Annotated in this window: 17 protein-coding genes and 1 pseudogene; 8 read left to right on the top strand and 10 right to left on the bottom strand. The window is 64.5% G+C overall.

Going from position 1 to position 21444, the window contains the following annotated elements:
- Window positions 1–6: 6 nt before the first annotated feature.
- The 3 genes from JQ591_RS16935 to JQ591_RS16925 form a co-directional block, all read right to left on the bottom strand.
- Window positions 7–1095 (bottom strand): mandelate racemase/muconate lactonizing enzyme family protein, encoded by a 1089-nt coding sequence (locus tag JQ591_RS16935; protein ID WP_211397147.1) that lies wholly within the window; start codon window positions 1093–1095, stop codon window positions 7–9.
- Between the two features lie 125 nt (window positions 1096–1220).
- The gene (locus JQ591_RS16930) at window positions 1221–2414 is read right to left on the bottom strand and encodes a M20/M25/M40 family metallo-hydrolase (RefSeq protein WP_211397146.1); all 1194 of its coding nucleotides are present in this window, start codon (window positions 2412–2414) and stop codon (window positions 1221–1223) included.
- Between the two features lie 101 nt (window positions 2415–2515).
- Window positions 2516–3760 carry an MFS transporter gene (locus JQ591_RS16925; protein WP_211397145.1) on the bottom strand — a complete coding sequence of 415 codons (1245 nt, stop codon included), beginning with the start codon at window positions 3758–3760 and terminating at the stop codon, window positions 2516–2518.
- A gap of 159 nt (window positions 3761–3919) precedes the next feature.
- Here JQ591_RS16925 and xylB point away from each other — a divergent pair, with 159 nt between their 5' ends.
- The 6 genes from xylB (at window position 3920) to JQ591_RS16895 (ending at window position 11311) form a co-directional block, all read left to right on the top strand.
- Window positions 3920–5365, top strand: coding sequence for a xylulokinase (gene xylB, locus JQ591_RS16920; RefSeq protein ID WP_211397263.1), 1446 nt, complete (start codon window positions 3920–3922; stop codon window positions 5363–5365).
- A gap of 235 nt (window positions 5366–5600) precedes the next feature.
- Window positions 5601–7136 (top strand): sugar ABC transporter ATP-binding protein, encoded by a 1536-nt coding sequence (locus JQ591_RS16915; protein ID WP_211397144.1) that lies wholly within the window; start codon window positions 5601–5603, stop codon window positions 7134–7136.
- Window positions 7129–8169 (top strand): ABC transporter permease subunit, encoded by a 1041-nt coding sequence (locus JQ591_RS16910; protein ID WP_211397143.1) that lies wholly within the window; start codon window positions 7129–7131, stop codon window positions 8167–8169. Before JQ591_RS16915 ends, JQ591_RS16910 begins: the two co-directional genes overlap by 8 nt.
- A 66-nt stretch (window positions 8170–8235) precedes the next feature.
- Window positions 8236–9183 carry an ABC transporter substrate-binding protein gene (locus tag JQ591_RS16905; RefSeq protein WP_211397142.1) on the top strand — a complete coding sequence of 316 codons (948 nt, stop codon included), beginning with the start codon at window positions 8236–8238 and terminating at the stop codon, window positions 9181–9183.
- 188 nt (window positions 9184–9371) lie between these two features.
- Entirely contained in the window at window positions 9372–10160 is a 789-nt protein-coding gene (locus tag JQ591_RS16900) for an alpha/beta fold hydrolase (RefSeq protein ID WP_211397141.1), read from the top strand.
- Window positions 10161–10201: 41 nt separating this feature from the next.
- Window positions 10202–11311, top strand: coding sequence for a PAS domain-containing sensor histidine kinase (locus JQ591_RS16895; protein WP_211397262.1), 1110 nt, complete (start codon window positions 10202–10204; stop codon window positions 11309–11311).
- Here the strand turns inward: JQ591_RS16895 and mdoH are convergent.
- From mdoH to JQ591_RS16875, 4 genes are all read right to left on the bottom strand, one after another.
- The gene (gene mdoH, locus JQ591_RS16890) at window positions 11308–13446 is read right to left on the bottom strand and encodes a glucans biosynthesis glucosyltransferase MdoH (protein ID WP_211397140.1); all 2139 of its coding nucleotides are present in this window, start codon (window positions 13444–13446) and stop codon (window positions 11308–11310) included. The two genes, JQ591_RS16895 and mdoH, sit on opposite strands and share 4 nt — an antisense overlap.
- Window positions 13434–14942 (bottom strand): glucan biosynthesis protein G, encoded by a 1509-nt coding sequence (locus JQ591_RS16885; RefSeq protein WP_249137088.1) that lies wholly within the window; start codon window positions 14940–14942, stop codon window positions 13434–13436. The genes mdoH and JQ591_RS16885 overlap by 13 nt, the downstream gene beginning before the upstream one ends.
- Window positions 14943–15256: 314 nt before the next feature.
- Window positions 15257–15538, bottom strand: a complete 282-nt coding sequence (locus JQ591_RS16880; protein ID WP_211397139.1) for an HGGxSTG domain-containing protein — start codon at window positions 15536–15538, stop codon at window positions 15257–15259.
- Window positions 15535–16191 carry a hypothetical protein gene (locus JQ591_RS16875; protein WP_211397260.1) on the bottom strand — a complete coding sequence of 219 codons (657 nt, stop codon included), beginning with the start codon at window positions 16189–16191 and terminating at the stop codon, window positions 15535–15537. Before JQ591_RS16875 ends, JQ591_RS16880 begins: the two co-directional genes overlap by 4 nt.
- A 439-nt stretch (window positions 16192–16630) precedes the next feature.
- Here JQ591_RS16875 and JQ591_RS16870 point away from each other — a divergent pair, with 439 nt between their 5' ends.
- A complete protein-coding gene (locus JQ591_RS16870) occupies window positions 16631–17605 on the top strand; it encodes a Bug family tripartite tricarboxylate transporter substrate binding protein (protein ID WP_211397138.1) in 975 nt (324 codons plus the stop codon).
- A gap of 5 nt (window positions 17606–17610) precedes the next feature.
- Here JQ591_RS16870 and JQ591_RS16865 read toward each other — a convergent pair whose 3' ends face one another.
- The 3 genes and pseudogenes from JQ591_RS16865 to JQ591_RS16855 form a co-directional block, all read right to left on the bottom strand.
- Window positions 17611–17754, bottom strand: a complete 144-nt coding sequence (locus JQ591_RS16865; protein ID WP_249137172.1) for a hypothetical protein — start codon at window positions 17752–17754, stop codon at window positions 17611–17613.
- Between the two features lie 55 nt (window positions 17755–17809).
- Window positions 17810–18334, bottom strand: a pseudogene (locus tag JQ591_RS16860) (ABC transporter substrate-binding protein); the annotation flags it as partial.
- 142 nt (window positions 18335–18476) lie between these two features.
- Window positions 18477–19388: an IclR family transcriptional regulator gene (locus JQ591_RS16855; RefSeq protein ID WP_211397137.1), complete on the bottom strand. Its 912-nt coding sequence runs from the start codon at window positions 19386–19388 to the stop codon at window positions 18477–18479.
- Between the two features lie 225 nt (window positions 19389–19613).
- Between JQ591_RS16855 and JQ591_RS16850 the strand changes: the two genes are divergently transcribed.
- On the top strand, window positions 19614–21413 hold the full coding sequence (locus tag JQ591_RS16850; RefSeq protein ID WP_211397136.1) for a thiamine pyrophosphate-binding protein: 1800 nt from the start codon (window positions 19614–19616) through the stop codon (window positions 21411–21413).
- Window positions 21414–21444 lie beyond the last annotated feature (31 nt).

The raw sequence follows: 21444 nt of genomic DNA, 5'->3' as shown, positions 1-21444 counted from the left end.
CTCATGCTACGCCGCAAGCTTCGCCAGCCCGTTCCAGTCGAAGCTGATGCCGTGGCCCATACGGTCCGGCGCGAGCGCGAGCCCGTCCTGAAGCACCAGCGGATGCTCGATATATTTGTCGAGCCCAAAGCCGTGCGCCTCCAGATACGAGCGGTTCGGGCAGGCCGCGAGCAGGTGCACGGTGATGTCGTGCGCGCCGTGGCTGGTGACGGGCAGGTTGAATGCTTCCGCCAGCCGCGCGATCTTCATGAAGGCGGAGACGCCGCCGCAATTGGTGACGTCAGGCTCGGGATAGGACACCGCGCCCGCGACGATGTAGTTCTTGAACTCCCACAGCGAGCGCAGGTTTTCGCCGGCGGCGATCGGCACGCCGCCGGCCTGCATGATGCGGGCATGGCCCGCGACGTCGTCGGGGATGATCGGCTCCTCGAGCCAGGTGAGGTCGTAGGCTTGGAACGCCCGGGCGGCGCGGATCGCTTCCTCGACCGTCCACTTCATGTTGGCATCCACCATCAACGGAAAGCCGCCGCCGAGATGGTCTCGCATCGCCGCGACCCGCGCCACATCCGATTTGAGATCGGGCCGGCCGGCCTTCATCTTGATGGCGCGAAAACCCTTGGCGAGGTTGCCGTCGGTCTGCTGCAGCAGCGCCTCGACCGAGAGATCGAGGTCGATGCCGCCGGCATAGCAGGGTACGCGCGCGTCGAAGCCGCCGAGCAGCCGGAACAGCGGCAGCTTCGCGCGCCGCGCCTTCAAATCCCACAGCGCGATGTCGAGCGCGGAGAGCGCCAGCACCGCCGGCCCGCCGCGCCCGCCATAATGCAGGCCCCACCAGACCTGATGCCAGATCGCTTCGGTATCATCGGCCTCGCGCCCCTCGATCAGCGCGGGGATCTCGCGTTTGAGGATGTCGGCGACGGCGCCGCCATTGCGCCCGACCGTGTAGGTGTAGCCGACGCCTTCGGCGCCATCGGCATCGCGGATACGGCAGGTGATCAGCTCGAACGCTGCGATGTCGCCATGGGTCGAGTCGGAGAGCATGACGGGCAGGGGGATCCGGTAGAAACCGGTCTCGATAGTTGCGATGCGTGCCATGTCGCCTCCCTGTTTTTATTTTTGTTCGTAGGATGGGTAGAGCGAAGCGAAACCCATCATCTTCTCTTCGCAAGTAGCGATGGGTTTCGCTAACGCTCTACCCATCCTACAAGCCGCTTCCATGATCACCGCATCGTCGCGAGCTGCAGCGCCAGCGCGCAGGCGCGGTCGTATTCGTCGAGATTGATCCATTCGTCGATCGTGTGCGCCTCGTTCTGGCCGGCGCCGAAGGTCACGGTCGGAACGCCGTGGCGGACCATCCAGTTGGCATCGAGGCCGCCATTGGCGGTGCGCACGTTCGGGGTGCCGCCGACGGCGGACACGGCCTCCACCGCGCGTTTGACGACGGGCAGGTTGTCCTTCATGCGGAACGGAAAATAATCGGTTTCGGCCTTGAACTTGACCTTGCCGGACTTGCCTTGCGCGTTCGTGACCTTCTTGGCCGCCTTCTCGAACGCGGCTTTGTAGGCCTTGGTGATCTCCTTGAAGAATTTTCCGTCGTGGCTGCGGCTTTCGCCGCGCACATGGACGTAGTCGGTGACGACATTGGTGGCGTCGCCCGCGGGCCGCCCCTCGCCGCCGGTGACGGGGCCGACATTGCTGGTGCCTTGGCTCTTGCCCTTCACCACCTTGCCGAACCAGCCGCCGGCCTTCACGTCGGCAAGCGCGAGCGCCATGATCATGGTGGAGGAGATGCCGCGCTCCGGCGCGACGCCGGCATGCGAGGCGCGGCCGAGAATCTCGACGGTCCAGCGATCGGCGCCGACGGCGCCGATGACGACGTTGGAGGCCGCGCCGCCGTCATAGTTGAACGCCATCACCGGCGAGCCGAGCTCGTCCAGCTTGACGTGGCGCGCGCCGTAAAGCCCGCTCTCCTCGCGCACGCAGAACAAGAGCGTGATCGGCGGATGATCGAGCTTCTGCTTTTCGAGCTCGGCGGCCAGCGTCACCAGCACGCCGCAGCCGCAGCGGTTGTCGCCGCCGAGCGCGGTCTTGGCATCATTGACGATCTTGCGCTTCGCGAGTTTCGGCTTGGCGCCGGCGCACAGCGGCACGGTGTCCATGTGGGTCATGAACATGATGCGCGGCTGGTTGTGCAGCGCGCCGCGGCCGGGCAGGTCGACGATGAGGTTGCCGGTCTCGGTCGGCACGGGAATGCGCGTATTGGCGTCGTCGAGCCGGATCGCCTTTGCCGGCACGCCGCTTTCCTTCAGCGCGGCCGTGAGCTCACGCCCGATCGCCGCCTCCTGTCCGGTGACGCCCTCGATGGCGAGGAAGCGCATGAGGCGGTCGGTGGCGGCTTTGGTGTCGACAGGCATGGTTCATTCCTTTGGAACGCACTCGTAGGATGGGTAGAGCTCTTCGCGAAACCCATCATCTTCGTGCAAGAGTGATGGGTTTCGCTTTCGTTCTACCCATCCTACGAACGCGACGATGTGTAAGTCAAAAAGATCAGCGTACCGAACAGAAGCATGGCAGCCATGAAAAGCAGCACCGACGGCAGCCCCGCGAAGGCCGCTACCGCGCCGGTGACCGACTGCATCAGCGCCGCGCCGAGGAAGAAGGCGAGGTTGATCGCCGCGAGCGCCTTGCCCGCCACTTGTGCGTCGACCAATTGACGCGACATGCCGAACAGCAGCGGCTGTGCCGAGGTGGCGAGCCCAATGAGCACGAACAGCACGAGGTCGTATTGCGGCGGCATCACGGGGACGCCGAACAGCACGGAGACTGCGTAGTGCGGCGCCCCTAACGCCATCAGCGCCAGCAGCAATGCGCCGACCAAGTGCGTTCCCGCCACCAGGCCGCGGCGGCGGCCGATCCTGCGGTCGATCATGCCGATGAGAAGCGGACCGGCAATCATCGCCAGCGTGAATGCACCGAGCTGGTTGCCGGCCTCGATCCGCGACAATCCCTTGACCTGCATCAGCCACGGCCCGCCCCAGAGGCCGCGCAGCACCAGCGAGGTCGCAAGCGACACCAGCGCCAGCGCGATCAGGCCGCGCAAGGGCCGCGAGAGTCCCAGCCTGAGGACCTCGATCATCTGCGACAGCGGCGAGGATTCGTCCTTGTGCTCGGCCGGTTGGCTCGGCACCAGAAGGAACACCGCGAGCGCCACGGCGACGCCGCCGAGTGCCGAGATCCAGAACCCGGCGCGCCAGCCGTAAGTGTCGACCACGAAGGCGAGCGGGCTCGACGACAACAGCATGCCGATATTGCCGATCGAGAGGATCGCGCCCGACCACAGCCCGAAGCGCGCGGCCGACAATTGCTTGGCCGCCAATGTCATCGGGCACATCAGCATGCCGGAGGTGGCAACGCCCAGCAGCACCTGCCCGACCGCGAAGCTTTCGGGTCCCGTCGCGAACCCCGACGCGATGGCGCCGACCACGGTTCCCGCGAGCAGGCTCAGCGACACCGGCCGCACGCCAAAGCGGTCCATCGCCGCACCGACCGGGATCTGCGCGGCCGCAAACGCGAACGGGTAGACCGAGGTGAGGCTCGCCAGCGCCTGCGGTTCGATGCCGAAATCCGCCGCCATCAGGTCGAGGCTGACCGCTGGAATGGTGCGCAGCAAGGTCGAGAGCATGTGCCCGCAGGCGAGCGCGAGCAACGCAAGGATCAGCGCGCGGGTGGCTCCCGCGTCGTTGGTGGCGTCGATGGTCATGGGCGTTGCGTCCCGGCAAGGTTTCGGGTGGGGTTACATGATTGGCGGGTGCATGCCAACATCGGGAACGCCATGCCCGCAATGTCATGGATGCACAAGGCAATGGACGCGCAAGATCCTGGACCCGCAAGATCCTGGACCCGCAAGGCAAGTGACATCATGTATCTCGGCATCGACCTCGGCACCTCGGCCGTCAAAATCGTTCTGGTCGACGATGCGCAGCGCGTGGTGGCGAGCCGCAGCCGGTCGCTGACGTTCTCCTCGCCGCGTCCCGGCCAGTGCGAGCAGGATCCGGCGCAGTGGATCGAGGCCACCTTCGCGACGCTGGACGCGCTGAAGGCAGATCATGCGCGCGAGCTGGCCGAGGTCGAGGGCATCGGCCTGTCCGGCCAGATGCACGGCGCGACGCTACTCGACGCCAGCCACACGCCGTTGCGGCCCTGCATTCTCTGGAACGACGGACGGTCCTTCGCGGAATGCGCCGAGCTGGAGCGGCGCTGGCCCGCCTTGCGGGCGACGACAGGCAACAAGGCGATGCCGGGATTCACGGCGCCAAAACTGCTGTGGGTCGCCAGGCACGAACCGGAGATCTTCGCGGCGACAAACCTCGTGCTGCAACCCAAGGCCTATCTGCGCCTGGTGCTGACGGGCGAGGCGATCGAGGATGTCTCGGACGCCTCGGGTTCGCTGTGGCTCGATGTTATCAGCCGCGATTGGTCGGATGAGGGGCTTGCCGCGACCGCCCTGTCGCGCCGGCAGATGCCGCGCCTGGTCGAAGGCTGCGCGCCGTCGGCACGGCTGCGCAGCGAAATGGCGCAGCGCTGGGGCATGACCCGGCGGCCGATGATCGCCGGCGGGGCCGGCGATAACCCCGCAGGAGCCGTCGGCATCGGCGCCATCAATCCCGGCGCAGCCTTCATTTCGCTCGGAACCTCCGGCGCGTTGCTGGTGCCGACCGAGACGATCGCGGCCAACCCGGAGCGGGTCGTGCACACCTTCTGTCACGCCGTTCCCGACAGATGGATTCAAGCCGGCGCGATCCTCTCGGCGGCATCGTGCCTGGCCTGGATCGCGCGGCTGTTGGGAACCACCGAGGTCGACCTGCTGGCGCCGCTCGGGTTGCGCCCGAGGGCGCCGTCGCCGGTCAGCTTCCTGCCGTACCTCTCCGGCGAACGTACCCCGCACGATGACCCGGATGTGCGCGGCATGCTCGACGGGCTCAGTCACGCCACCGATCGTGACGCCATCGCGCAAAGCGTGCTCGAAGGCGTCGCCTTCGCGCTCGCCGATTGCCGGGACGTGCTTGCCGAGACCGGACTGGTGATCGTAGAGGCGGATGTCATCGGCGGTGGCTCGCGGTCGCGGTTCTGGCTTGCGGTGCTGGCCAATGTCCTGAACGTCCCCGTGCATCGCTTTGCCGACGGCGAGACGGGCGCCGCGTTTGGTGCGGCGCGGCTCGGCCGCCTCGCCGTCACCGGTGAGGCGATCGAGGCCGTCTGCACCGCGCCACAGCGCGTCGAGATGTTCGAGCCCGACCGCGCGCTTGCGGAGGCCTATGCCGAGCGGCTTCCGGAATGGCGCCGCCTGTATCGGCCGCGGCGCTGATCGCGAAGCATCGCATCGCGCACAGGAATGGTGCGCGATGATGTGGCAAAGAAAAGGCATCACGTCCGAGATCGGTTCCGTCCGGAAAAGATAAAAGCGGCGCCGGACCGTTCGCGAGTGCGCGGGAGCTATTGCCCTGCGCCGCAGCCTTTTGTTTAATGCGCGCATTCGCGCCAGGGACCAACGAGACGCGGGTGAGATTGCGATGCCGCCGTCGGCGCGTCGGGGAGGTGTGATGAGCGAGCCCATCCTCGAGATGCGCCGGGTCTCCAAATCTTTCTTCAGCATCAAGGCGCTGCGCGACGTCGACCTCACCGTCTACGCGGGCGAGATCCATGCCTTGATGGGCGAGAACGGCGCCGGCAAATCCACCCTGATGAAGATCTTGTCGGGCGCCTACCGGCCGGACCCGGGCAGCGAAATCCGTATCGACGGCCAGCCGGTGCAGATCAGCGGTCCGCTCGGCGGCCGCGCGGCCGGCATCGCGATCATCTATCAGGAACTCTCGCTCGCCCCCAATCTGAGCGTTGCGGAGAACATCTATCTCGGCCGCGAGGTTTCCCGCGGCGGCTTGCTGGCGCGGGAGGTGATGCAGGCCGCCGTCGGTCCGATCCTGGCGCGGCTCGGCGCGGATTTCACGCCGCAGACGCAGGTCGCCAATCTCTCGATGGGCCAGCGCCAACTGGTCGAGATCGCGCGCGCGCTGCACGCCCGCTCCAGGATCCTGATCATGGACGAGCCGACCACGGCGCTGTCGGCCGGCGAGAGCGAAAGGCTGTTCGCGCTGATCCGACAGCTGCGTGCCGAAGGGCTTGCCATCATCTACATCTCGCATCGCATGGACGAGGTCTATGCGCTCGGCGATCGCGTCACGGTGCTGCGCGACGGCACGCTGGTCGGTTCGCTCGACAAGGACGAGATCCGCGCCGACACCATCGTCCGGATGATGGTGGGACGCGACGTCTCGTCGTTCTACAAGAAGGAGCATGATCCCAAAAACGATCCCGAGGCGCGGTCGGGCGCGCCCGTGCTCGCGGCCGTCGACATCGCCGACAACAGGCGCGTCAAGGGATGTTCGCTGACGGTGCATGCGGGCGAGGTCGTCGGCCTTGCCGGCCTGGTCGGCGCCGGCCGCACCGAACTTGCGCATCTCATCATCGGTGCCGCGCCCATGATCTCCGGCCATGTCGAGATCGAGGGACGCCCGGTCGCCATCCGCACCCCCGGCGAGGCGCTGGACGCGGGCATTGCCTACCTCACCGAGGACAGGAAGGCGCTCGGCCTGTTCCTCGACATGTCCTGCCTCGACAACATCAATCTCGCGGTGCTCGGCCGGGATGCGAAATTCGGCGGCATCCTCGATCGCGACAAGGCCCGCGACCGCGCCAAGCGCGCGTTCGTGGGGCTCGGCATCCGCGCCGCCAATGTCGGCGTTCCCGCCGGTGGGCTCTCCGGCGGCAACCAGCAGAAAGTGCTGCTGTCGCGGCTGCTCGCGATCGGCCCGAAAATCCTGATCCTGGACGAGCCGACGCGCGGCGTCGACGTCGGCGCCAAGTCCGAGATTTATTCGATCATCGACAATCTCGCGAAGGCGGGCACCGCGGTTCTCGTCATCTCGTCCGACCTGCCCGAGATCATCGGCATCTGCGACCGCGTCGTCGTGATGCGCGCAGGACATATAGCCGGCCAGATGCGGCGGGGCGCGACGTCGCCGCTCAGTCAGGAGGAGATCATGGCACTCGCCACCGGAACGGAGCAGATCGATGCCTGAGAACGGCGCTTCCGCAAAGGCCGCCCCCGCCGCGTCCGGTCTTGCCGCCGCGCAGGAGACGAAGCGGCAGCGTACGCGGATGATCATTCGCGCGGTCGGCATGCTGCCGGTGCTGCTGTTGCTGTCCATCGGCTTTCACGTGCTGTCGGACGGCCGCTTCTTCACCGGCCAGAACATCGGCATCGTGGTGCAGCAGTCCGCGGTCAATACCGTGCTGGCCGCAGGCATGACCTTCGTCATCCTCACCGGCGGCATCGACCTTTCGGTCGGCTCCATTCTGGCGGCGGCGGCGATGGCCGGGCTGATCATCTCCAAATTCCCCGATCTCGGGGCGCTGTGGCTGCCGGCCGCGGTGCTCACCGGTGCCGTCTTCGGCATTCTCAACGGCGCCTTGATCGCGCTGTTGCGGCTGCCGCCCTTCATCGTCACGCTGGGGTCGTTGACCGCCGTGCGCGGAGCGGCGCGCCTGCTCGGCGCCGACACCACGGTGTTCAATCCGTCAATCCCCTATGCCTTCATCGGCAACGGCGCTTTGACCCTCATTCCCGGCGTATTGTCGATTCCCTGGCTCTGGGTGATCGCGCTATTGGTCATCCTGGTGTCGTGGCTGGTGCTCAAGCGCACCGTGCTCGGGGTGCACATCTACGCGGTCGGCGGCAATGAGAGCGCGGCGCGGCTCGCCGGCATCAAGGTCTGGGCCGTACTGATCTTCGTCTATGGCGTGTCCGGCCTGCTCGCGGGCCTCGGCGGGGCGATGCAGGCGGCGCGCCTGTACGCAGCCAACGGCCTGCAACTCGGCCAGTCCTACGAGCTCGACGCCATCACCGCCGTGATCCTGGGCGGCACCTCGTTTGTCGGCGGCATCGGCTCGATCTGGGGAACGCTGGTCGGCGCGCTGATCATTGCGGTGTTGTCGAACGGCCTGATCCTGATCGGCGTATCCGACGTCTGGCAATATGTGATCAAGGGCCTGGTGATCATCGGCGCGGTGGCGCTGGACCGCTATCGGCTGCAGGGCTCGGCGCGCACGTAAAACCATGGATCCGTTACGACAACTGGTCGTCGTGGCGGAAATTCAAACAGACCAGGGAGGAAGCCAATGTTGAAGACGATGTCGTTTGCCGGCGCCGCGATGGCGCTCGTCCTGAGCTCCGCGCCGTCCTTCGCCAAGGAGCTCAAGTCGATCGGCATTTCGCTGGGCTCGCTCGGCAATCCGTTCTTCGTCGCGTTGTCGAAGGGCGCCGAGTTCGAGGCCAAGAAGACCAACCCCAATGTGAAGATCACCACCGTCGGCTTCGAATATGATCTCGGCAAGCAGGTGACCCAGATCGACAATTTCATCGCAGCCGGCGTCGACCTGATCCTGCTCAATCCCGGCGATCCCAAGGCGGTCGGCCCTGCGATCAAGAAGGCGCAGGCCGCCGGCATCGTCGTCGTTGCCGTCGACACCGCGGCCGACGGCGCCGACGCCACGGTGACCACCAACAACGTCCAGGCCGGCGAGATCTCCTGCCAGTACATCGTCGACAAGCTGGGGGGCAAAGGCGACGTCATCATCGAGAACGGCCCGCAGGTTTCCGCGGTGATCGACCGGGTCGTCGGCTGCAAGAACGTGCTCGGCAAGAATCCCGGCATCAAGGTCCTGTCCAACGACCAGGACGGCAAGGGCTCGCGCGAAGGCGGCCTCACGGTGGCGCAGGGCTATCTGACCCGCTTCGCCAAGATCGACGCCATCTTCGCCATCAACGATCCGCAGGCGATCGGCACCGACCTCGCCGCGCGCCAGCAGCAGCGCACCGGTATCGTCATCACCGCGGTCGACGGCGCGCCCGACATCGAAGCCGCCCTCAAGGACCCGCAGGCGGCGCAGATCCAGGCCTCCGCCTCGCAGGACCCGTTCTTCATGGCCCGCCGCGCCGTGCAGGTCGGCGTCGGCATCCTCAACGGCCAGAAGCCGGCTTCCCCAGTCGAACTGCTGCCATCGAAACTCGTGACGCGCGACAATGTCGGCGAGTACAAGGGCTGGACCTCGGATAGGGCGCAGTAGCGGGCGGCAGACGGCCGGCGCCGGATATGGCGCCGGCCGTCTTGCGCAGTGCCGCCCCGGCACCGTACTTACGGAGGTTCCATTCCGTTCGGGAATGGCTTCGCAGCCAATCGTTAGCTGGCGCCCAAAAGCGCACCGGTGCTAAGTTTGGCTGACCGTCGGAAAAGTTCCGCCGTTCGGGAGAAGCCATGAGCGCGATCGAACGAAACAACGTGCACCTTGGCGGATCGGGCGGGCGTAGCATGATCTTTGCCCATGGCTTCGGCTGTGACCAGAACATGTGGCGGTTCGTGGAGCCTGCCTTCGCAAGCGAGTTCAAGACGGTCCTCTTCGACCACGTCGGGGCGGGCGGTTCAGACCTGAAAGCTTACGACAAGGAGAAATACTCGTCATTGACGGGCTATGCCGACGATGTCGTCGAGATCGGGCGCGAGCTTGGTCTGGCTGATGCTGTATTTGTGGGCCATTCGGTCAGCAGCATGATCGGCGTGCTGGCGGCGCAGAAGGCGCCGGGCATGTTCGGCAAGCTCGTGCTGGTCGGTCCTTCGCCGCGGTACATCGACGACGGCGACTATTTTGGCGGCTTCACCGAGAAACAAATCGACGAACTTCTTCAGTTCCTCGACTCCAATCACATGGGCTGGTCGGTACAGATGGCACCCGCGATCATGGGCAATCCCGATCGGCCCGAGCTTGGCCAGGAATTGACCAACAGTTTCTGCCGAACTGATCCGGACATCGCCAAGGCATTCGCCCGGGTCACGTTCAAGTCCGACAACCGCGCGGACCTCGGTAAAGTCGATGTCCCGACGCTGATCCTTCAGTGCAGCGACGACATTATCGCGTCGAGACCGGTTGGCGAATTCGTCAATCGCGCAATCCCGAACAGCGAGATCGTCTTCCTTGAGGCGACCGGCCATTGCCCCAATCTCAGCGCGCCCGATGAAGTCGTCGCGGCGATGCGAAGTTTTGTCTGAGGCTTCCGGTGGATGAAGCGCGGATCGACGATTTCGAGGACATGTTCGAGAACGCTCCGTGCGCGTACATCACTCTGCTGCCCAATGGGCGCATCCAACGCGTGAACAAGACGCTTCTCGGCTGGATCGGCCACACCGCGGAACATATGGGAGGCAAACGGTTCAGCGACTTCCTGAACATGGCAGGTCGCATCTATTTTGAAACCCACATAGCGCCGCTGCTGCGGATGCAGGGCTCCTACGACGAGTTTGCGATCGATATGGTCACGGCCGCGGGCGAGCCGCTCCAGATGATTGCGAACGCTCGCGAGGGGCGGGATGCCGCCGGCAAGGCGCTGTTCACCCGCCTGGCGTTGATCAAGGCCACCGATCGGCGACGCTACGAGCGTGAGCTTCTGCAGGCGCGCGACGTCGCAAAGACCAATCTGGAAAGCGAACGCGAGACTTCGGAATTGCGCGAGCAGTTCATCGCGGTGCTCGGCCATGACCTCCGAAATCCTCTGGCTTCGATAAGTGCCGGGGCCCGCATCCTCGGTCGCGAGGCAAAGAGCGACAAGGAGCATCAGGTCATCGCGATGTTGGAGACGACCGTTCTGCGGATGGCGGGACTGATCGACAACGTGCTCGACTTCGCGCGGGGGCGTCTCGGTGGTGGCATCGCGCTCGATCGCAATGCAAGCAAACTGCTTGAGCCCGTGCTGCACCAGGTGATCGACGAGCTGCGGTTGGCTTCGCCCGGTCGCCTGATCGAAGCCGAATATGCGATCGACGTTCCCGTCGATTGCGACAGGAGCCGAATAGGTCAGCTGGTGTCCAACCTCGTCGGCAACGCGCTCAGCCATGGCTCGTCCAACGAGCCGGTTCGCGTGCGCGCCGTGACGGAAGACGGGTTGTTCAGGCTGTCAGTCGCGAACGACGGCGAACCCATACCTGAGGCAGCCATGGCCAAGCTGTTCGAGCCGTTCTTCCGGGGGGAGGTGCGCGCCAGTCGGCAAGGTCTTGGCCTGGGTCTTCACATTGCGGCGCAGATAGCTAAAGCCCATGAGGGTAGGCTGACCGTCAGCTCAACACGCGAGGAAACTTGCTTCACCTTCGTGATGCCCCTTCGACAACGCTCGCAGGACCACGTCCGGCATGAGCACCAAAGCTAGGAAGTGCGCTGAGGCAGTTGCAGAAGAGGCATCAGAATTGCAGGCGACTTCAGAACGGCGAACTTTTCCCGCTGAGTCAAATAGCCGACCGCGTCTTCGAATGACTCCGCATCCTCGATCTTGGCACGTGCAATCGCAAGATGGGCATCGACCTCGCCGCGGCCGCGCGGCCGCTGACCGCTCTGATTGATCAAATGCGCCTCGCGCAAGATTTCGTTGCGCCGAAGTTCGAGAAAGGGACAGGAGATGGTGGCTTCTGCGCCACTGGCGAGCTCGTTGGCCCGAATGATGACCGCTGGTGGCGCTATGTCTTCAGGCGTCCGGAACAGAGAAGAAGCGAGAGGGATACCGGACGAAGAGGAAAATGCGCCCATCGGAATCGCCAGCAGCAGACCCAGGATAACCGGCGTCATCCAGAGCAGAAGCGGTAGTGACACCGCGTACGCGCTCAGGGCCATGGCTATTCCGAAAAATGTCGGCGCCGAATATCTGCGCAGCAAATACCGGGCCGGCACGGCTCCATCATCTCGGCGTTGGACCTGCCATCCGGCATCGCGGCCCATCAAGTTCGCTCCGACGGCTGACGATTGAAAGATCATCATGACCGGCGCGGAAAGTGCCGAAAGAAAGGTTTCGGCGATGATACCGGCCAGCACCCGGAGAGAGCTGCCGAATTTCCTTCGTGCGCCGCCATGCGTTAACAAGACGATGTAGGCAAGCAGCTTGGGCGCGATCAGCATTGCCATCGTGCCGACGAACACCCATGCCGCCAGAATTGGATCTTGCGCGGGCCAGGTCGGAAACAGCGAAAACCCCTTCGGAAAATACTCCGGCCTGACGAACTGAGCCTGAAGCGAGACCAGAATTCCGACCACCAGAAACATCAGCCAGAGCGGGGCAGTGAGGTACGATCCTATTCCGGTCAAAAGGTGGAGCCGCGAAATCCAATGGAGGCCATGTGACGGAAGCACCGCCAGATGCTGCAGATTGCCTTGGCACCAGCGCCGGTCGCGCGCGGCAAACTCCAGCAGTGTGGGCGGACATTCCTCGAAACTGCCGCCAAGCGTGGCCGCCATATGGACGGCCCAGCCGCCGCGCCGCATCAGCGCGGCCTCGATGAAGTCGTGGCTTAGAATGTGTCCGCCGAACGGTTTGCGTCCCTTCAATTCGGGAAGTCCGGCATATTGGGCAAAGGCGCGGACCCGGATGATCGCGTTGTGCCCCCAGTAATTGCCTTCCGAACCGTGCCACCAGGCAATACCGGCTGCGATCAATGGCCCGTAAAGCCGCCCGGCAAATTGCTGAGATCGCGCAAACAAGGTCTTGGCGTTGACGACGATCGGGAGAGTCTGGATCAGCGCGACTTTTGGATGCTGATCCATGGCGGCGGCAAGCCGCACGATGGTGTCACCCGTCATCAAGCTGTCGGCGTCCAGAATCAGCATGCACTCGTAGTCGGCGCCGAAGCGCTTGACCCAATCCTCGATGTTGCCCGACTTGCGCGCGGTGTTCTCAGGGCGGTGACGGTAGAAGACGGTGGCGCAGGTCACTTCTTGCCGAAGTCGCAGGAAGCACATTTCTTCGGCGACCCAGATCGCCGGATCCGTGGTGTCGCTCAGGACGAACCAGTCAAACTTTTCGGCTTGGCCGGTTTCATCGACTGATTCGCAGATGGCCCGCAGCCTCGCGAAGATGTGATAGGGGTCTTCGTTATAGGTGGGCAGCAACATGGCGGTCCGGCCGCGGATCTCCGGCAAGGGCGCCTCGGGATCGATGCCGAGTGCGTCCCGAGTTCGAAGCATGAGCTGAAAGAATCCAGCGACGTTGGAAACAAACGAGAAGGCGATCCAGGCGAACAGCAGGACGAACAGAGCAAGGATGATGGACTCCAGGACGGTGACGCCGCCGACCCTAAGGACGTCGTACATTTCGTAGCAGCCGGCCATTGTCATCGCTCCGGTACCGGCGAAGATGAAGGCCCGTCGTAGTCCTGCTTTGGTGGAATTGCCCGCGAAGGCCCGCGGGGGCGACTGCCGCAACGGCTGGACCGGCATATCCAGCGGCGATTCCTGTGGAAGGAATCCGTGCAGGGCAACGCTCGCACCCGGTTCTTGGACCGTGTTCAGGGTGCCCATCTATAGACCCAGACCTCCGATACCGGTTCATTCTCCTGCATGAGCGATGCACGAATCTCGACCGGGTTCTTTTCCTTCGCAATCTCGAAACTCAAGCGCCATCCGCCCATCGCCGGGTTCGGCTGCGTGACGATGTTTTGGATTTTGGCCTTTTCCGCCGTCACCACGCCGCGAAGGGCCTTCGGATCGACTGTTTTCAGCCTGTCACCAGCCACATCGAGCACGAATATTGCGGCGCTATCACCTCTGGCGCCGATGCCGGTGCGGACGAATCTTGCCAAGGCTATTGGCTTCGGGGCGTCGGGTCCCCAGTGCAAGCGATAAGTGTAGGTATGCTCACCCTTGGCCTGCAGGCCTGCCTTGGGCTGCCAAAAGGCCGCGATGTTGTCGTGAACTTCTTCCTTGGTCGGGATCTCGAGCAACTGCACCGAACCTTCGCCCCAATCGCCGATCGGCTCCGCCCACAGGCTTGGACGTCGCTCGAACCTGGACTCCAGATCCTGATAAGCGGAAAAATCCCTTTGGCGCTGCATCAAGCCGAAGCCGCGGGGGTTGAGATCAGCGAATGAACTGATCTGCAGATCCTTGGGATTGTGCAGCGGCCGCCAGAGCTCCTCGGTCCTGCCGTTGAGCATTGCCAAACCGTCGGAATCATGAACCGACGGGCGAAAGTCGTCGACGTCCTTTCGATCGTTCGGCCCGAAGAAGAACATGCTCGTCATCGGTGCGAGGCCTGCATGGACCAGATCGACTCGTGGGTAGATGGCCATTTCGACGTCGAACACGGTCGTGTCACCCGGACGAATTGTAAACCGATAGGCTGCGGCGGCGCTTTCGCTGTCAAGCAGCGCGTGAACGACGATGGAGCCGGCGTTGGGCGCTGGCTTCTCGATCCAGAACGTCTTGAACTGCGGAAACTCCTCGCCCTTGGGCTCTCCGGTGTTGATGGACAGGCCACGCGCGGACAGGCCGTACAATTCGCCTTTGGCGACAGCCCGGAAGTAGCTCGCTCCCAGAAAGACGCATACCTCGTCGTAATAGTCTGGTTTGTTGAGGGGAGCATGGAGACGGAATCCCGCAAAGCCGAGGTCGGCCCCCGGGGCCGGTGGCTGAATCTCCCCGAATGAGAATTGGTCCGGCTGGTAGGCGATCCGTGTCGCCTGGCCGTCCTTGACTTCGTAAATGTCGACCCTGTTGGTGTAGAAAAATCCGCGATGGAAGAATTGCGCCTCGAACGGCAATTTCTCGCCATGCCAGAGCGCACGCTCCGGCGAAAAGCGGATCGATCGGTAGCGGTCGTAGTCAAGGTCCTTGAGATTGTCCGGAAGCTTGTTCTCGGGCGCCTTGTACGCTTTGCCGGCGAGGTCACGCGCCATCTGCCGAACGACTGACCTGTCGAACGGCGCCTGCTCCGCCCGACTAGAGTTGAAAAATCCGGGCGCCGCCATGGTGGCGAGCGGCACCGCGGAAGCAGCCAGAAAATGTCTACGATTCAAGTTGACGCCCCCGCAGTTACTGCCGGCGACGGTGCAACGCACTGCCCACAGGAGGGTTCCAAAGATTGGAACTGTTTTGCAGCTTTTTCCCTGTGGCCTTTTGCGATTCGGCACAGGTGCGGCTTGGCTACGATGTCAGATCACAAGACTTGGCCAGAACTCACCGGTGGCCTAGCGACGATCAGGTACATCGTCGCTCCTGCTGCCATTTCCCTCGCCGCGTCAACGAGATGATCCATAAATGGATCATTTTGCCTAACATGGTCCGTTAATAGTCATGGACGTCTGAAACTTGGCTTCGGCCGACCGATCCCTCAGTCAGCCACTGACTTCATCTCGACCAGCAGCTTCTCCGTCTCGCCCAGCAACGCCCGGATCGCCCGTCGTTCCGCAATCCCGTCCTGCGTGAATCCGCCGTGCGTCCGCGCATTCTGATTTCCCCTCGGCGCGCCTGATCTCCGTGCGCCGCCGTGCATGCGGCAGCGGGACTTGCCGTGCACCGCAGGTGCGCTGCAGGTGGTGCCGCTGCGCGTCCTGGCGCCACAGCGCGGGCTCGTCATCATCGCGCCCGTGTTGCGGATGTGATCGCCGCTCATGCGTGGGCGCCTTGCCAGGATTCGCCCTGTTCGCATTCACATGCCTCGCGCGGCGGGACCATTCCTGCAGCTGTCGCGGCGTTCGGCTCCGCGACGATCATGCTCGCGTGCTGGGTCACGTTGCCCACGATCGCCCTGCCGCCGTCCTGCACCGACAAATTCCGGACCGTGATCGCGCGCTCGCCGTTGTTGCGGTGGCGGCTGAGTGCCTCGACCTGGCTTGCGAAGGTGCGGGCCAGCCGGGTCAGTGCGCGTGTGAGGCTCTCCTGCTGCGGAATGTCGTCGGTGAGGGCGAGGCGGCAGGCGGAGCGCATCGCCGCCGCGTGAACGGACACCATCTGCACCGCCAGCATGGCTTCGATCGAATCCTTCGGCGCGATGCTCTTCACCATCGAGATCATGAAGGCGAGATTGGCTTCATCGGGCTTCCGTCCGGCCACGCTGGCCTTCACCAACTGCCTGAGGAGCCCATGCAGCGCGTCGCGGTCGGCGACGCCGAGCGCCTCGGCCAGCAGCCGTTCGCCGGCTTGCGGGTCGGCATGGCGGATCGCAATCCGCCGCTTGTAGAGCTTGATCCGCGGGCTCGCGGCGGGGCCGCTTCGATCGTTTGCCGCAACCGGCGGCGTGCTGTGGCGCTTCGCAGATGTCGTCATGTGCTGTGTCCTTTGCCCGCGCGGGCTCGTCGCGCGCGAAATCGATCGCTCGCTGCGCGCCTGTGCGATTTTCGAGATGTCGATGAAGGGCTTACGCGCAATCGCCGCGCGGCGCCCCGTGGTCGGGCGGCGTGGATGCTGGCGATCGTTGCGATGATGGCATTCTGCCGGTGTTTTGCCCGACGAGTCAAACGGCATTGCGAAGCGCGCAATTCCCGGTCGTGTAGATTCTTGTCCGTGTAAGCCCTTGTTCTGACAGCGGCCGGCTACTGTGCATGGGGTTGTTTTCGCGTTTTTCGTTTCGGACGTGCCCTGACCTGCCGCGCGACGGAATGCCAGCGTGCAAACGCGATTGCGAAATCCTGCGCGGCCGCTCATCATGATTCCGGAATGCGCCGCGTGATGCAAAGGCGCCGCGATTCGTCTGGGGAGAGAACGAATGCAACGAACGCTTCGCCTGCTGGCGATCGTCGCCGGATTGTGCGCGACGACAGAGGCCCTCGCGCAAAAATATCCGGTGCGGCCGGTCAAGATCATGGTCGGCTTCAGCGCGGGCGGCCCGGTCGACGTCGTCGCGCGCATCGTCGCCGATCGACTGGGCAACAAGCTCGGACAACCTTTCGTGGTCGAGAACCGCGCCGGCGCCAACGGCATGATCGCAGCCGAAGGCGTCGCGCATGCGGAAGGTGACGGCTACACGATGCTGGCCTGCAACTCGTCCACCATCACGCTCAACAGGACGCTGTTCAGGGATATCCGCTACGACCCGGAAAAAGACTTCGCTCCGCTGACCACCGTCGTGTCGGCGCCGCTCGTGCTCGTGGTCAATCCGGAGAATCCCAAGACGGCCCACATCAACACCGTCGCCGATCTCGTCGCCGCGGCAAAGGCTGCGCCCGGCGCGCTTGCCTACGGCTCGGGCGGCAACGGCAACCTCGCCCATCTTGCCATGGAGCTGCTCAGCCAGAAGGCCGGCATCAAGATGATCCACGTGCCCTATCGCGGAGGTGCGGCGTCCGAGGTCGGCATCCTCGCACAGGAGGTCCTGGCGGTGTTCGATCCCTTGTCCGCCGTGCCGCTGGTGAAGGCCGGCAAGCTGCGCGCGCTCGCGGTGTCGTCAGCCGAGCGGCTGCCGGCGCTGCCGGACGTGCCGACCGTCGCGGAAGCCGGCTATCCCGGCTTCGACATCTCGTTCTGGGTCGGCTTCTTCATGCCGAAGGCTGTGCCTGCGCCGATCCTGGAGACGCTGCACCGGGAGATCGTCGCCGCCGCCAAGGATCCGGTGTTGCAGGAGCGGCTGGAGACGCAGGGCGTCGTGAGCGTGCTGAGTCCGGCTGAGTATGCGGCCAAGATCGCGAAGGAGACGAAGGAGCTCGCCGAAGTGGTGGCGGCGGCGAACATCAAGGCGGAGTAGGGGCGCTAGAGCCACAGGATCTGCTTGCGATAGCCGAGATCGTTCAGCAGCGGCGCCGCCGGTCCCTGGTGGAACACGGCGCCACGCTCCAGCGCGAAGACGCGGTCGGCGAGCGCGAGCACGAGGTCGAGATTGTGCTCGACGATCACGTGCCGCCCTCAGCAGGTCATGGCCAAAGATGTAGTCGGCCGTGAGCGTGAAGAACTTCTTGCCCTTCACGATGCCCTTTTGGGACAGCGCGGTGCCGACTGCGTTGACCATCACGGTGTTGGGGATGTCGCAGTGGAAGGAATATTTGTTGCAGTTCTTGCCGCGCAGCGCGTCCGAGCGCGCGCCGGTCGAGAAGAACACCTTCTTGTTGCGCTCGGCGACCTGCATGATGGTGAGCGAGGAGGCCGACGAGATCTCGCCAAGCAGCACCACCGCGCCGTCCTGCTCCAGCATGCGCTGCGCCTTGGTCGCCGCGGTCGCGGGGTTGATCGAGTCTTCCGAGAGCAGGTCGATCGGCCTGCCCAGAATGCCGCCGGACTGGTTGATCTCTTCGGCGGCGAGCTTCACGCCGAACTGCGCGTAGCTGCCGATCACGCCGAGAAAGCCCGTGAGCGGCGTCAGGTGCCCGATCCGGATCTTCTCGGCCTGGGCCTTCACGATTGCCGGAAACCCAAGTGCGGTCGCGCCAACGAAGGCAGCGCCCGCCCGTAACAACGTCCGTCGCGGGTAGCGGATCATGTCTGTCTCCTCCCGGGTGCATCGCCTGCCTCCCTTCAAAACCGGATATCCGATAATGTGAGAGACCTTGTTCTAATGCTGGAGGATAACCCCGAACGCCATCACCGGTGTCAACCGGCAAAATCGCCGCCCTGCGTGCGGCTCAGGCTTTTTGCGTGAGCGCCTTGTGCGCCCGGTCCTTGGCGCCGAACTCGGCCGACAGGCGGTCCGCGGCCGCCTGCACGACCTGTGCGCCGGCGTGCAGCGCCTGGTTGGAGAGCCGCCAGATCGGCCCGGAAATACCGAGCGCACCGACCACCTGCCCGGTGAAATCGGTCACGGGCACGGCGACGCAGCGGACTTCCGGATTGAACTCGCCGTCGTCGAAGGCAACGCCGGTGCGCTGCACCTCGGCGATCTCGCGCATCAGCGCGGCGGGGTTGCTGATGGATTTTGGCGTCGAGGGTTTCAGCTCCACGCGATCGATGAACCGCTTGAGCTGCTCGGGGCGGAGCGACGCCAGGATGATCTTGCCGAGCGCGGTGCAATGGGCGGGCCGCACCACACCGACACGGTCGGTCAGCTGAAACGCACCGGGACCGCTGGTGCGGGCGATGACGATCACCGCGTCGCCCATTCGCACGGCAAAATGGCCGCTTTCGCCGGTCTGGCGCGACAGCTCCTCCAGCACCGGCGTTGCGACATTGACCATTTCGATCTCGTCCAGCGCGCTTGCCGCGAGCGCAAACAAGGGGCGCCCGATGCGGTAGCGCTTGCTGTCCTTCTCCTGGCGGAGGTAGCCGAGCGAGACCAGCGTCTTTGCGAGGTGAAAGGTCGTCGAGTTGTGCAGGCCGACCAGCTTGCTCAGCTCCGCAAGCCCGATTCCCTCGCGATGGCGCGCGACCTCTTCGAGGATCGAGAAGGCGCGGCCGAGCGACTGGACGCCGCCGCTCCGCTGCTTGTCGTCGATGTCTTCGCCGCCATCGGCTTGCGGCGCGGGGATCAGTTTGGTGATCGCGGATTTGCGTGCGCTTGCAGGCTTCTCGCCGGTCGTGGGCTTGGTACGCGATCTCAAGGAAGAGGTCCCCTCTGGTGAATCGGTCGTGACTCCATTCGTGCGACAGTAGCACGCAACCACGCAACCTTGGGGATCGAGCCCGCAACTCCTCAGGTCAACAGCCTATCACAATACAAATTGACGTACAGCATTATGAGAAATAGGCTGGTCGCGCCCCAACGTCGACCGCCATGTCCTCTGCATCGGTCCATAAGAAGTCGTGGGCCGCAGGGAGACGGGTTGATGTCGCGAAACATGCTCAATGGCGCTCAGGTCATCGTCGATTATCTGATCCAGGAGAAGGTGCCGCAGGTGTTCGGGCTCTGCGGCCACGGCAACATCCAGTTCATCGACGCGCTGTACGAGCGGTCCTCCGAGATCAAGACGATCTCCGTGCATCACGAGAGCGTCGCCGGCTTCATGGCCGACGTCTATTACCGCGTTTCGGGCCGGCCGACGGCGACCTTCACGTCCTGCGGGCCGGGTTCGGCCAATCTGCCGATCGCGCTTGCCAACGCCTTCCTGGACTCCGTGCCGTTCTTGGCGATCACCGGCAACGTGCCGACCAGCCAATTCAACCGCGGCGCGTTCCAGGAGATGTACCGGCACTATCAGGCCGACTTCCCCTCCACCGTGCGCACGATGTGCAAGAAGGTGTTTCAGCCGACGCGCGGCGAGATGGTGCCACTCGCAGTGCGGCAGGCCTGGAAGACGATGGTCACGGGGCGGCCGGGGCCTGTCGTGATCGACGTGCCCTTCGACGTCTTCATGGAAGCGGCAGCCGAGGAAGCGCCGAAGGCGAGCGAGTGGAGTGCCAATATCTCCAGCCGCTGCGGGGCCGACCCCGACGGCGTCGAGACGGCGGTCGACATGCTGCTCTCGGCCGAACGGCCGGTGATGCTGGTCGGGCAGGGCGTGCGCTATGGCGGTGCCGCGGACGAGCTGCGCAAGCTGGCCGAACGGCTGCAGATTCCCGTGGCGGCATCCGCGAGCGGTCTCGGCGCGCTCGACGTCAACCATCCGCTGGCGCTCGGCCTTGTCGCGCGCGCCGGGCATTACCAGGCCAATCACGCGACGCGGCAGGCCGATGTGCTGCTCGCGCTCGGTGTTCGCTTCGACGACCGTACCTCGAGCTCGTGGATCCCAGGCTATTCCTTCACGATCCCCCCGACCAAACTGATCCATGTCGATATCGACCCTGAAGAGATCGGCCGCAATTATCCCGTCGCGCTCGGCCTGATGGCCGACGTTCGCACCTTCCTGCGGCAAATACATGCCGAGCTCGATCGCCGCGACAACCTCTTCAAGAAGTCGGATGCCCGCAAGAAATGGCTGGCGCAGATCGACGGCTATCGCAAGGAATGGGACAAGTTCGTCGCGCCCGGCTTCTCCGACGACACCACGCCGATCAACCCGCAGCGTGCGGCGGTCGAGATCGACAAGGCGCTGCCCGAGGATGCGATCCTCGTCTCCGACATCGGCGTGCATCACAATTGGCTGCTCGGCTTCTGCAAGCCGAAGCGGCCGGACTCGCTGATCGGCTCGATGGGCTTTGGCCCGATGGGCTTTGGCGTCGCCGGTGTGATGGGCGCGAAATTCGCGGCGCCCGATCGGCCCTGCGTGTCCGTGTGCGGGGACGGCGCCTTCTTCATGCATGCCAACGTGCTGGGCACGGCAGTCGAGTACAATCTGCCCGTGGTCTGGGTGGTCTGGAACAACTACGCCTATGCTTCGATCCGCGGACTTCAGCGCGGCTATCTCGGCGGCCGCGAGCTCGCGACCGACTTCAAACACCCGGAGACCGGCGCACGTTACAATCCGGATTTCGCGGCGATGGCGCGCTCTTGTGGCGTCGAGGGCGTGCGGGTCGACCGCGCGGGCGATCTTGGCGAGGCGATCCGCAAGGGTATCGCCGCGAACAGGCCGTATCTGATCGACGTCGACATCGCTGCCGACGTCAATCCGGTCGGCGCCGGCGTCTGGGAATTGCCGGGCCTCGGCCAGAGCAAGGCCGGCATCGGTACACGCTTCCAGCCGGGCTGATCGCGCAGCGCGCAGACCGCCAATCAAAATA

It is taken from the genome of Bradyrhizobium canariense, assembly GCF_018130465.1.
GTDB lineage: Bacteria > Pseudomonadota > Alphaproteobacteria > Rhizobiales > Xanthobacteraceae > Bradyrhizobium > Bradyrhizobium canariense_C.
The sequence above is the reverse complement of the archived record's forward strand: the minus strand, read 5'-3'. Positions and strand labels throughout refer to the sequence as shown.

Excerpts from the sequence above, each read along its gene's own strand:
- JQ591_RS16935 (WP_211397147.1), bottom strand. The coding sequence starts at position 1,095 with ATGGCACGCATCGCAACTATCGAGACCGGTTTCTACCGGATCCCCCTG.
- JQ591_RS16930 (WP_211397146.1), bottom strand. The coding sequence starts at position 2,414 with ATGCCTGTCGACACCAAAGCCGCCACCGACCGCCTCATGCGCTTCCTC.
- JQ591_RS16925 (WP_211397145.1), bottom strand. The coding sequence starts at position 3,760 with ATGACCATCGACGCCACCAACGACGCGGGAGCCACCCGCGCGCTGATC.
- xylB (WP_211397263.1), top strand. The coding sequence starts at position 3,920 with ATGTATCTCGGCATCGACCTCGGCACCTCGGCCGTCAAAATCGTTCTG.
- JQ591_RS16915 (WP_211397144.1), top strand. The coding sequence starts at position 5,601 with ATGAGCGAGCCCATCCTCGAGATGCGCCGGGTCTCCAAATCTTTCTTC.
- JQ591_RS16910 (WP_211397143.1), top strand. The coding sequence starts at position 7,129 with ATGCCTGAGAACGGCGCTTCCGCAAAGGCCGCCCCCGCCGCGTCCGGT.
- JQ591_RS16905 (WP_211397142.1), top strand. The coding sequence starts at position 8,236 with ATGTTGAAGACGATGTCGTTTGCCGGCGCCGCGATGGCGCTCGTCCTG.
- JQ591_RS16900 (WP_211397141.1), top strand. The coding sequence starts at position 9,372 with ATGAGCGCGATCGAACGAAACAACGTGCACCTTGGCGGATCGGGCGGG.
- JQ591_RS16895 (WP_211397262.1), top strand. The coding sequence starts at position 10,202 with ATGTTCGAGAACGCTCCGTGCGCGTACATCACTCTGCTGCCCAATGGG.
- mdoH (WP_211397140.1), bottom strand. The coding sequence starts at position 13,446 with ATGGGCACCCTGAACACGGTCCAAGAACCGGGTGCGAGCGTTGCCCTG.
- JQ591_RS16880 (WP_211397139.1), bottom strand. The coding sequence starts at position 15,538 with ATGAGCGGCGATCACATCCGCAACACGGGCGCGATGATGACGAGCCCG.
- JQ591_RS16875 (WP_211397260.1), bottom strand. The coding sequence starts at position 16,191 with ATGACGACATCTGCGAAGCGCCACAGCACGCCGCCGGTTGCGGCAAAC.
- JQ591_RS16870 (WP_211397138.1), top strand. The coding sequence starts at position 16,631 with ATGCAACGAACGCTTCGCCTGCTGGCGATCGTCGCCGGATTGTGCGCG.
- JQ591_RS16850 (WP_211397136.1), top strand. The coding sequence starts at position 19,614 with ATGTCGCGAAACATGCTCAATGGCGCTCAGGTCATCGTCGATTATCTG.